General features: G+C 48.4%; 8 protein-coding genes and 1 other annotated feature. All 8 genes read right to left on the bottom strand.

Annotated features, from left to right (window positions below):
* Positions 1 to 2222 (bottom strand): DUF5057 domain-containing protein (locus tag F8N00_RS03915; protein WP_421017806.1); only part of this gene is annotated, 2222 nt, incomplete at its 3' end.
* A gap of 83 nt (positions 2223 to 2305) precedes the next feature.
* Positions 2306 to 3538, bottom strand: coding sequence for a bifunctional folylpolyglutamate synthase/dihydrofolate synthase (locus F8N00_RS03910; protein WP_255997780.1), 1233 nt, complete (start codon positions 3536 to 3538; stop codon positions 2306 to 2308).
* 54 nt (positions 3539 to 3592) lie between these two features.
* Positions 3593 to 6229 (bottom strand): valine--tRNA ligase, encoded by a 2637-nt coding sequence (locus tag F8N00_RS03905; RefSeq protein ID WP_370688652.1) that lies wholly within the window; start codon positions 6227 to 6229, stop codon positions 3593 to 3595.
* A gap of 50 nt (positions 6230 to 6279) precedes the next feature.
* Positions 6280 to 6509, bottom strand: a binding site (T-box leader).
* A gap of 54 nt (positions 6510 to 6563) precedes the next feature.
* Positions 6564 to 7874, bottom strand: a complete 1311-nt coding sequence (hemL, locus tag F8N00_RS03900) for a glutamate-1-semialdehyde 2,1-aminomutase (RefSeq protein WP_255997778.1) — start codon at positions 7872 to 7874, stop codon at positions 6564 to 6566.
* Complete coding sequence (hemB, locus tag F8N00_RS03895) at positions 7871 to 8860, bottom strand: porphobilinogen synthase (protein WP_421017805.1); 990 nt, start codon at positions 8858 to 8860, stop codon at positions 7871 to 7873. Before hemB ends, hemL begins: the two co-directional genes overlap by 4 nt.
* Positions 8857 to 9537, bottom strand: coding sequence for a uroporphyrinogen-III synthase (locus F8N00_RS03890; RefSeq protein WP_255997776.1), 681 nt, complete (start codon positions 9535 to 9537; stop codon positions 8857 to 8859). Before F8N00_RS03890 ends, hemB begins: the two co-directional genes overlap by 4 nt.
* A complete protein-coding gene (gene hemC, locus F8N00_RS03885; RefSeq protein ID WP_023468972.1) occupies positions 9527 to 10453 on the bottom strand; it encodes a hydroxymethylbilane synthase in 927 nt (308 codons plus the stop codon). Before hemC ends, F8N00_RS03890 begins: the two co-directional genes overlap by 11 nt.
* Positions 10454 to 10536: 83 nt before the next feature.
* Complete coding sequence (gene hemA / locus F8N00_RS03880) at positions 10537 to 11877, bottom strand: glutamyl-tRNA reductase (protein WP_029342279.1); 1341 nt, start codon at positions 11875 to 11877, stop codon at positions 10537 to 10539.
* Positions 11878 to 11889: the final 12 nt, after the last annotated feature.

Raw genomic sequence — 11889 nt, 5'->3', positions numbered from 1 at the left:
GGTGCGTAGCCTTTTATAGACTGTCCAGAAATAATAGCATCCTTTAACCCACTAGTTGAAACCACTTCTAAATTACTCGGTAATTTTTCATTGAACAGTATATTTTCCATCGTCACAGAAAATTTCCCTTTGATATAGCCATTCTCCCCAATAGCTTCTTGTTGCTTCATAGGTGTTGTTTTAATGGTATATGAAATTTCAGCCGTCTCACCATTAGGAATAGTAGCCGGATCAATAGAACGAGATAATACGAAAGGAGCAGAAACAGCAGGTCGAACAACTTGAACGGTCCGTGTCTCGATTGCCTTAGCTCCCCGCTGATCCTCTGCTTCGATTCGAATCGTAACACTTGTTTTACCTTTTAATTTTGATTCGAAGGATTGACTGACGAACGAGTTATTCTTCAACTTATTGTTTTCAAAGACTTTCTCATTATCAATATAGATCCGTGTCTTTAGCTCACGGTCTTGCAGATCATAGTCGTTGACTTGATACGAGATCGTCAACGGCTCATTCTCAAGATAGCTCGATTTGTCCGTTGGCAAGATATTCTTGATTAATGGCTTGTGGTTCGCACCGATGAAAGCACGATACATCGTATTCGAGAACAATTCTTTTTCTTGTTGTTGATCAAATTTTGTTGTGTGTCCTGCTCCAGAATACGTAACGTTCCCTTTTGTGTACATATAGTAGTGGTTGCGTGCGTCCCCAATCGTTCGACCTGCAGCCTGGTTCGAGGTATTCAGATCTTTTTCACGGATGTTATACCACGGAATAAGGTCCGGTTGCTCAAGATCCAAGCCGAAGTATTGATTGTGGGTCGTTGCTATCGCTACTGTATCTGCCAAAGCAAATGGATAAGAAGTCATGACTCCGGCATTTTGTTTGACTGCCTGCCCTGATGGTCGTTGCGCCCCGTATCCCATATTCGTAAAGTTCTTTTGACCAGCAAGATCAGCAAATTTCGTTTCCCAGAATAATTCAGGTTTATCGGTTTGAGCTGGTCTGAAAATCGTGTCGTGTGTCAACATCAATCCTTGACCAGTATTCGTAAAATCAAGGATTGCATTCGATGCAGGATCGCTTAGTGCAGCAGCACCATATGAATCTTGAAACCCGAAAATCAACATGTCATAATTTGTATTTAAATTTTTCTTTTGAAAGTCCGAGTTGAATGTTGTTGCAGATAATACTTCGACATTAAAGTCATATAATCCGTCTTGTTTCAACAATGTACCCGACATGAATCCATTAATAGAGCCGGTTGATCCCGAACGCGTGACTTGTAAAATCTTCGCTTGGGCTACCTGATCCTTCATTAAGAAGCTACCGATCTTATAATCCGAAAGTCCATCTTCACTTACGACTTTAATCATCCAGTTCCGTGGTCCTGTATAACTCGGTGCATCAAATTGATAGGACAAGGAGCCAGAAATCGTCGCTGGTTTTTCATCGACCTTTTCGGATTCCTCAAACTGGTCATTACTATTGAAATCAATATACAATTGAACGCGTGTATTAGCCGTAGTTTGATCAAGCGTAAAATTAAAATCAATTGGTTTATCTGGTGAAGCCGGTGCTGCTTTATCCACCGATGTTAACGATTGACCAGCCTGCGAAACCGCTACTTTGCTTAAACGAGGTCGTTCAATTTTTTCGGATTGTAATCGGGAGACGACCTGTTTTGAATCCGTATAGGCAATCGCAGCACCAGACGTCATGCTTGGCTTAAAAATCGAAGTGAAATTACTCGTTGCATGTGTTAACACATCAGCGTGTAAAAAGACTGGTAATCCTTTTTGAATGTAATTCTTCAAAATTTCATTCGCTTTTAACTTCGTAATATCATTTTCGATGTTACTGGTATTATGCTGTTTGGATTTCGAATCAGATACTGTAATCGAATAACGGTCTGTTCCTGTAAAAATAGATGGATCAAAGACGATCGCATCAAATGCACCATCAAGTGAGAAACGAGACGCATTCAACTCTTTGACCGTCATCATCTTGATTTCGTATTGACTGGTATTCAACTCTTTTAACAGTGACAACGACGTGATTGTCGTTCCCGGATCAATCCGGTTCGTCGTCGACCAGTCATCACGAATCTCTAAAATCTTGAACTTTTCCCCTGTTGCCGCTTTTGAATGCGGTTCATGTATATACGTAAAGCTTGAAAAAATCAGTAAGCTTGCTACTAACAAACGGACCCACTGTCTCATCGCTCATCGTCTCCTCATCATGTCTTTGAAATCCGGGACTATACTTCCCCAATTTCATTATAACGAGCGAAATCGCATTTTCCCTATTTTGTAAAAGAGTTTGTGTACATTTGACGCACTTCACTGATGAAATAAAGTGATCCCGTCACGACATATGTTCGATTTGCGCTTAAGTGACCAAAGAATGCTTCGACCGTCGTTACGTTAGCGCCTTCCTTTTGCAACTCCTCCATCGTCCGCGCTCGCGGGAAATCAAATGTCGTTTCGTAAATATCCGGTGTAATGCTACGTAACTGCGTTAGCATCGCTGTCCGGTCCTTGTCACGCAAGATCGAACAGAGCAACGTCACCGGTTTTGATTCCTCTTTTAACCGTTCCACAAGTGCCGTGATCCCTTCCGGATTATGCGCACCATCGAGAATGATCCGTGGTTTGCGTGAGATGATCTCAAACCGTCCCGGATGTTTTGCCTCCCGTAGCCCTTTTCGGATCGCCGCTTTCGACCATCCAAGTCGTCGCGCACAAATGACGGCGTTCGCTGCATTATGGACTTGATGGTGACCTTCTAGACCAAGACGTGTCTCCGGAATCCCATCATATGTCGCCCAAGTTCCTGTCTCTTTCAGACGGTAACGGATGATTGCTTCCTGACTCCATTTCAACGTCGCATTTCGGTCACCGCAATACGCCATTAACGGTACCGTCAGCTCTTCCTGCAGTTTTCCGGCGATGACCGGTGTCCCTTGTTTGATGATCCCGAACTTCTGTAAAGCAATCTCTTGGAGCGTATCTCCGAGAATCGCTTGATGATCGTGCCCGATCGACGTGATGATCGCTGCGACCGGCTTCTTGAAGACGTTCGTCGAATCATACAATCCACCGAGTCCGACTTCATAAATGACGAAATCGGGACGAATCTGATTAAAATAATAGAAAGCAAGTCCCGTTAATGCCTCGAACTCAGTGACCGTACCGAGTGCCGGATCGATATGCTGGATGGCAGCTTGAACAGCGATCGCAGCGGCGACGAGATCATCTTCTGCGATCGGTACCCCGTTCAACATAATCCGTTCCTCGAACTGAATGATATACGGTGACGTGAACGTCCCGATGCGTAATCCTTCCGCAATTCCCATCTCACGTAAGAACGCAACCGTCGATCCTTTCCCGTTCGTGCCAGCGACATGAATCGTCGGAATCGCGTCCGGGTCAATCTGTAATTCCAGTAACATCGCCTGCATCCGTTCAAGACCTGGTTTGACGCCAAATGCTAGTAAGCTCGATAACCAATCCAATACATCTTCTCGCGTCCTCATGTTGTTCGCTCCTTTAAAAAAAGTGGCTCAAGGAAACTTGAGCCACTGCTGTAATTAGTTTGAGAGTTCGTTGATGCGTGCTTCGACAGCTTGACGTTTTTCCGTATAATCAAGTGCCTTCGCCTTTTCTTCATCAATAACATGTGCCGGTGCTTTGCCAACGAAGCCAGGGTTGTTGAGTTTTTTCTCGACCCGTTCGACTTCTTTCGTATACTTGACGAGTTCTTTATTCAAGCGCGCGATTTCTTCCTCGATGTTGATCAAGTCCGCGAGTGGGATGAACAATTCTGCTCCCGTTACGATCGCACTCATTGCTTTTTCTGGTGCTGGCATCTGTTCTTCGATTCGAAGTTCAGATGCGTTCGTGAACTTTTGCAAGTACGAGCTGTTTGACGACAGGTCGTCTTGAACACGTGCGTCATTCGTCGAGATGAACAGTTGGATCTGTTTCGACATCGGTGCGTTCACTTCCGCGCGGATGTTACGAACCGAACGGATGACGTTCTGAACCGCTTCGAATGCTGGAACGGCTTCCGGGAAGTCGAGTGACGCTTCACGTGTTGGCCATGCAGCACGTGTAATCGTCTCGCCTTCATGCGGTAAGTGTTGCCAGATCTCTTCCGTGATGAACGGCATGAACGGGTGCATCAGACGCATGATCCGATCGAGCGTATAGGCAAGAACCGAACGCGTCGTCTGTTTTGCTGCTTCATCTTCCCCGTTGAGCGGTAACTTCGCCATCTCGATGTACCAGTTACAGAAGTCTTCCCAAATGAAGTGATAGAGAATACGTCCCGCTTCACCAAACTCGTATTTGTCAGATAAACGCGTTACGTCGTCAATCGTCGTCTGTAGGCGTGTCAGGATCCATTTATCTGCGAGTGACTTCTCGCCTGTCAAATCGATCTGATCAAACGTTAGACCATCCATGTTCATTAAGGCAAAACGGCTTGCGTTCCACAATTTGTTCGAGAAATTCCATGTCGCTTCGATCTTTTCCCAGTAGAAGCGGAGGTCGTTGCCTGGTGTTGATCCTGTCGTTAAGAACCAACGAAGAGAATCGGCACCATACTTCTCGATGACATCCATCGGGTCGATTCCGTTCCCGAGTGATTTCGACATCTTGCGTCCTTCCGAATCACGAATCAATCCGTGGATCAAGACGTCTTGGAATGGACGTTGTCCTGTAAATTCATACGATTGGAAGATCATCCGTGATACCCAGAAAGCGATGATGTCATAACCCGTAACGAGTGTCGATGTCGGGAAGTATTTTTGATAATCCGCTGCGTCCGTGTTCGGCCATCCCATCGTTGAGAACGGCCAAAGCGCTGAAGAGAACCACGTATCAAGAACATCGTTGTCTTGCTCCCAGTTCTCGATATCGGCTGGTGCTTCCTTGCCAACGTATACTTCGCCTGTTTCTTTATGGTACCAAGCCGGAATCCGGTGTCCCCACCAGAGTTGACGGCTGACACACCAGTCACGGATGTTTTCCATCCAGCGCACATACGTGTTCTCAAAGCGTTGTGGAACGAAGTTGACCTTGTCTGGTCCTTGTTGTTCCTCGAGTGCTTTTTGCGCGAGTGGTTCCATTTTGACGAACCATTGGAGTGAAAGATACGGCTCAACGATCGCGTCTGAACGCTCCGAGTGACCGACAGAGTGCAAGTGTGGTTCGATTTTGATTAGAACACCTTCTGCTTTTAAATCTTCAACGATTTGTTTCCGGCATTCGAAGCGATCCATACCTTCGTATTTCCCTGCGTTCTCGTTCATCGTTCCATCTTCATTCATGACGAGGACACGTGGTAACTCGTGACGGTTACCGACTTCGAAGTCGTTCGGGTCGTGCGCTGGTGTGATCTTAACGACACCTGTACCGAACTCCATGTCGACATAGTCATCGGCAACAATCGGAATCTCGCGACCAACGATTGGTAACGTGATTGTTTTTCCGACGAGGTGAGCATAACGCTCATCCTTCGGGTTCACGGCGATCGCTGTATCACCGAGCATCGTCTCAGGACGTGTCGTCGCTAGTTCAACGTGACCTGAACCGTCCGTTAGTGGATAGCTGAAGTGATAGAACGCACCTTCGATATCCTTGTAGATGACTTCGATATCCGAGATCGCTGTTTTCGTCGCTGGGTCCCAGTTAACGATGTATTCGCCGCGGTAGATTAAGCCTTTTTCGTAAAGTTTCACGAAGACTTCTTGAACCGCTTCTGACAATCCTTCGTCAAGCGTGAAGCGTTCACGCGAATAATCGAGTCCGAGACCAAGTTTTGCCCATTGTGCACGGATCGTTGACGCGTACTCTTCTTTCCATGCCCATGATTGCTCGAGAAATTTCTCACGACCCATTTCAAGACGTGATTGTCCTTCTGCGCGTAATTTTTGTTCGACTTTTGCTTGCGTCGCGATACCGGCATGGTCCATTCCTGGTAGGTAAAGAACGTCGAATCCTTGCATCCGCTTCATCCGTGTCAACATGTCTTGTAACGTTGTGTCCCACGCGTGACCAAGGTGCAATTTACCTGTGACGTTCGGTGGTGGAATGACGATCGTGTATGGCTCTTTTTCTGGATCCTGATCGGCTTTGAAATAGTCACCTTTCACCCAAAAGTCATACCATTTTTCTTCCGTTGCCTGCGGATCATACTTCGTTGGCATTGATAATTCCTGCATCCTGATCGCTCCCTTTTTGTCCATAATAAAAACGGCTTCTCTCGTCCTATGCTAAGGACGAAAGAAAGCCGTTGCTTTTTTCCGCGGTACCACCTTAGTTCATCCACAATCGGATGCCCTCGAGCCACGTAACGTGTGGAGGACGGATATCGCTCGTAAGACTCACGATACCAGCTCGTGGGGTGACCTTCTTCCTGTTCGTCCGTCACATCTTTCAGCCAAGGATGTGTTCTCTACACCGGTACGAATACAGGACTACTCTTCCCGTCATCGCTGTTGCCATTTTCTTCTTTACTTATTTTAGCCGAGAGTTCAAGCAATCGTCAAGAACTGCTTAACGACCAAATTCAACTTGGAGTTCTTGGAACGTCAATTCGACGGCTTCGATCGTCCGCTCGATGTCTTCGTCCGTATGGGCGATCGACAGGAAGAGACCTTCGAATTGTGACGGTGGTAAGAAGACACCACGCGCCGCCATCTTTTGATAATACGAACGGAACATCTCAAGGTTCGACGTTTTCGCTTTTTCGAAGTTCGTGACGCGTTCATTCGTGAAGAAGACACCGAACATCGCGCCTGCACGGTTCGTCGTCAACGGAATGTTATACTTCGCCGCAGCGTTCAGGTAGCCTTCCGATAGACGGCTCGCTTTCCGGTCGAACTCTTCATAGTGTTCTGGTTTCAATTGTGTCAATGTCGCTAGACCTGCTGCCATCGCGAGTGGGTTCCCGGATAACGTACCTGCTTGATAGATTGGACCTTGTGGTGCGATCTGCTCCATGATGTCACGACGTCCACCGTAAGCACCAACTGGCATTCCGCCGCCGATGACTTTACCGAGACACGTGATATCCGGTGTGACACCGAAATGTCCTTGGGCACAGTGGAATCCGACACGGAAACCAGTCATGACTTCGTCAAAGATCAGTAAGGCGCCGTTTTCTGACGTGATTTCCCGTAAGCCTTCGAGGAATCCTGGTTCTGGTGGCACGAAGCCCATGTTCCCAGCAGCCGGTTCGACGATGACACCGGCGATATCGTCGCCATGTTTTTCGAACGCGATCCGGACAGCGTCCAAATCGTTATATGGAACCGTCAGCGTCATGCTCGCGATTTGCGCCGGAACGCCTGGTGAATCCGGTAATCCGAGTGTCGCGACACCTGAACCTGCTTTGATCAAGAGCGAGTCACCGTGACCATGGTAACAGCCTTCGAACTTGAGGATTTTCGTCCGACCTGTGTAGCCACGTGCGAGACGAAGCGCTGCCATCGTCGCTTCAGTTCCTGAGTTGACCATCCGGACGACTTCGACCGACGGCACCCGACTGATGACGACTTCCGCCATCGCTGATTCGATTTCCGTTGGTGTCCCGTAGCTCCAGCCACGTGTTGCTTGTTCTTGGATCGCTGACGTGACGATTGGATCGGCATGACCGAGAATCATTGGTCCCCATGACAAGACGTAATCGATATATTCTTTTCCGTCGATATCATAGAGCTTCGATCCTTTCGCATGATCTGCGAAAATCGGTGTCATCCCGACCGATTTATAAGCACGGACCGGGCTGTTGACACCACCCGGCATGAGCGGGAGTGCCCGCTCGAATGCTTCTTTTGATTTTGAATTCTGGTTAATTAAGCTCATTTCGACCCCTCCAGGTAACGACAAATGTCTTTTGCGAAATAGGTGATGATTAAATCAGCGCCTGCTCGTTTAAAGCCAAGCATCGTCTCAAGGACGATTCGTTCTTCGTCAATCCAGCCGTTCAAGGCAGCGGCTTTGACCATCGCATACTCACCCGATACGTTATACGCGACGATCGGTAGATCAATTCGCTCGCGCACATCACGAATGATATCCATGAACGCAAGCGCAGGTTTGACGATCATGAAGTCAGCTCCTTGATCAACGTCCGCTGTTGCTTCGCGGAACGCTTCACGACGGTTTGCCGGGTCCATTTGATAACCTTTCCGGTCGCCTTCTCCCGGTGCCGAGTTCGCTGCATCACGGAATGGACCGTAATAAGCAGACGCATATTTAACACCGTAGCTCATGACCGGAATGTGGCTGAAGCCATTCTCATCTAATCCTTGACGAATCGCTGCGACGAATCCGTCCATCATCGATGATGGCGCGATGACGTCGGCACCTGCTCGAGCTTGTGAGACCGCTGTCTTGACGTGAAGCGGTAATGACGCATCATTATCGACCGTACCGTCAGCGACGATTCCACAGTGACCTGTCGATGTATATTCACATAAACATGTGTCGGCGATGACCGTTAGCTGCGGGGCAACCTTCTTGACGAGACGTGTCGCTTCTTGAACAATCCCGTGATCGTGAAACGCACCTGATCCTTGCTCGTCTTTCAAGTGGTCGTGCGGAACACCGAATAAAATGACAGATTCGATTCCGAGTGCGACGACTTCTTCAATCTCAGCCGTCAGATGATCGAGTGATAAGTTGAAGACGCCGGGCATCGAACTGACTTCGCGTTTAATGTCTTCGCCTTCAGCGACGAAAATCGGATAAATCAAATCTGATTTATGCAACTGATTCTCGCGGACGAGTGACCGGAGTGATGCGGTATGACGTAAACGATGGTGACGTGCGTATTCTAATGTGTTCATGCTGATTCCTCCTCAATGATACGATCAATCATGCCGTCCATCGTGAATTCACGGGCGACATGGATCGGTTGAAGTCCGGCTGTTTTTGCTGCTTGCTCCGTGATTGTCCCAATGACGATGAACGTCGCCTGCGGGGACAGTGGAGCAATCGCTTCGACAGCGGAAGGACTCTGCAGTCCAATATAGGCGGCAGTTCTGATAAGTGCTTCAGGTAGCCGACGGGTGACGGTTTCATAGGTGATGATATCTTCGATCGTATATCGATTCAGTTTTCGTAACTGATCGACCGGCGCTTGCCGCGATCGGTTCCCTCGCGCAAAGACGATATGATCGCCGTCAGACAAGTGTGGTCCGAGTTCTGCGACGAGTGCGTCTCCTGTAAAGGTCGACGGACAGAAGTCGGCTGTTCGACCGTACTTCGCAAGTGCATCTGCCGTCTTTCGTCCGACGACCGCGATACGCGTTGCTGCTAATTCAGGCAACGCATCAGCAATCCGGTGGACACCATTCGGACTCGTCACGATGAGCCAATCAATTCCCTTCGGCAATGTAAACGAAACCGGTCGCGTTTCAATGACAGGATAGTGCACTGACTCGATCGCGACGGCGCGCAATCGCGCGATCTGCTCGTTCGTCGGTGGTCGGCTGCCCGTGAAGAGTACCTGCTTACAAGTCATCCGGAAGTGTCGCGAGAATCTCGCGACCGCCCGAAGCAAGCAGACGTTCGGCAACATCTTGACCGAGTTGCATCGGGTCAAGACCTGATTCGCGCTCGAGTAGGATTTGCTCTCCATCGACGGATCCAATGAATCCGACGAGTGTCGTTGACATGTCTTCGTTGATCGTTGCGAATCCACCAACCGGAACGTGACAGCTGCCTTCGATTGCAGCTAGGAAAGCACGCTCGGCGTAAGCTACTTTTTCCGTCATCTGATCATGGATCAGGTGCAGAAGGTCACGTACTTCTTGGTCATGTTCCCGACATTCGATACCGAGGATTCCTTGACCGACGGCTGGAATCATGTCATCTGTCGAGAGATATTCCGAGACGACGTCTTCAGACCAACCCATCCGTTGTAGACCAGCTGCTGCGAGCAGGATCCCGTCAAACGGACCATTCTTTAATTTATCGAGTCGTGTGTCGATGTTTCCGCGAATCGATTCGATCTTTAAATCAGGGCGGAGTTTTAGCAATTGCGACCCACGACGTAAGCTACTCGTACCGACAACTGCACCTTCTGGCAAGGAAGCAAGACCTTCGCCTGTTTTCGTGATCAAGGCATCACGCGCATCGACACGTGCTGGTGTGGCACCGATGATGAGACCATCCGGTAATTCAGAAGGTAGATCCTTCATGCTGTGAACGGCAAAATCGATTTCTTCGTCAATCATCTGTTGCTCGATTTCTTTTACGAATAATCCTTTACCGCCGACTTTCGAGAGCGTCACATCCAAAATGCGGTCCCCTTTTGTGATGATGTTCTTGATTTCGAACTCATACGGCGCGCCGGCTTGTTTCAACTGGTCAATGACCCATTTCGTCTGTGTCATCGCTAGCTTCGAGCTTCGCGATCCAACAATGATTTTTCGCATGCTAAAATCCCCCTGTACAATGATAAAGGGGCGGCACAAGTCCGCCCCATGCATTTTCTATTGTAACACAAATCGTGCTTTGTTCACCGGTTCACAGCTTTTGCGGAAGGTGTCGTCTCTTCTGATGTCATGACGTCATCTTCGAGCCCTTCGAACAAGTCTTCGTTAAGTGCAAACGTATCCATGAACTGCGCAATCCGTTCATCGGCATCTGGCTTCGCTGCCGCATCTTTAATATAAGACAACGGTTCACGCAACAACTGGTTGATGATTGATTTCATGTGTTTGCCAATGACGGTTTTTTCACGTTTCGACATCTCCGGTAACTTCCGTTCCAAACTTTGCATCGTTTCTTGTTGAATGCGTAACGCCTGGTCTCGTAATTCCGTGATGATCGGTACGACACCAAGTGTCGTCATCCAACCTTCGAACTCAGCGATCGCCGCTTCAATCCGTTGTTCGATCTTCGCCGCTTCCTTCATTCGTTCCGCCATATTTTGTTGGACGATCGATGTCAGATCATCGACATCATACAAATGAACACCTGGCAAGTCACCGACGGTCGGTTCGATGTCGCGTGGTACGGCGATATCGATCAAGAGGAATGGACGATCGTGACGGAACAGCTGTGCAGCCGCGATGTCTTCCCGTTTGATGATGGCCCGTTTGGCACCCGTTGAAGAGATGACGATGTCTGCCCGAAGCAAACCGCACTGCATCTCGTTAATCGAATGTGCCGATCCTTCGAACCGATTCGCGACCTCTTCTGCTTTAGCTAACGTCCGGTTAAAGACCGTGATATCGCGTGCCCCTGCTTCATATAGGTTAAGCGTCGTCAATTCGCCGGTTTCTCCCGCACCGATGACGACGATTGATTTATCTTCAAGCGATCCGAGTAACTGTTCGGCAAGCGTGACAGCTGCAGCACTGACAGAAACGGCATTTTCACCGATTCCAGTTTCTGCGTGAGCCCGTTTGGCGAGCGTGACCGCTTCTTTGAAGAGTTTATTGAAGACCGTTCCTGTCGTTTCAAGCTTTTGCGCCATGAAGAAGCTTGTCTTGACTTGACCAAGAATCTGCGTTTCACCGACAATCATCGAATCAAGCCCACTTGTCACGCGGAACAGATGCTTCATCGCATCGAACCCTTCATGAATGAAGAGATACGGCTCCAGTTCCTCCATCGTCAAACCGAACCAGTTTGCAAGAAAACGTTTCGTATAATACCGTCCTGTATGTGGCTGATCCGTCACGACGTACAGTTCCGTCCGATTACATGTCGAGACGATGACACTTTCAAAAATACTTTTTTCATCGCGCAATGCGACGACCGCTCCCTTCATCTCATGCTCCCCAAATGAGACTTGTTCGCGTATTGATACAGGCGCTGTTTTGTTATTCAAGCCGACCACTACGATATGCATGCGCTCTACCCC

This window comes from Exiguobacterium sp. A1_3_1 (genome assembly GCF_048985645.1).
GTDB classification, from domain to species: domain Bacteria; phylum Bacillota; class Bacilli; order Exiguobacteriales; family Exiguobacteriaceae; genus Exiguobacterium_A; species Exiguobacterium_A indicum.
Note: the sequence above shows the minus strand (reverse complement) of the source record. Positions and strands in the feature narration are given on the sequence as shown.

Coding starts and splice junctions, on each gene's coding strand:
- F8N00_RS03910 (WP_255997780.1), bottom strand. CDS start 3,538: ATGAGGACGCGAGAAGATGTATTGGATTGGTTATCGAGCTTACTAGCA.
- F8N00_RS03905 (WP_370688652.1), bottom strand. CDS start 6,229: ATGCAGGAATTATCAATGCCAACGAAGTATGATCCGCAGGCAACGGAA.
- hemC (WP_023468972.1), bottom strand. CDS start 10,453: ATGCGAAAAATCATTGTTGGATCGCGAAGCTCGAAGCTAGCGATGACA.
- hemA (WP_029342279.1), bottom strand. CDS start 11,877: ATGCATATCGTAGTGGTCGGCTTGAATAACAAAACAGCGCCTGTATCA.
- hemL (WP_255997778.1), bottom strand. CDS start 7,874: ATGAGCTTAATTAACCAGAATTCAAAATCAAAAGAAGCATTCGAGCGG.
- F8N00_RS03890 (WP_255997776.1), bottom strand. CDS start 9,537: ATGACTTGTAAGCAGGTACTCTTCACGGGCAGCCGACCACCGACGAAC.
- hemB (WP_421017805.1), bottom strand. CDS start 8,860: ATGAACACATTAGAATACGCACGTCACCATCGTTTACGTCATACCGCA.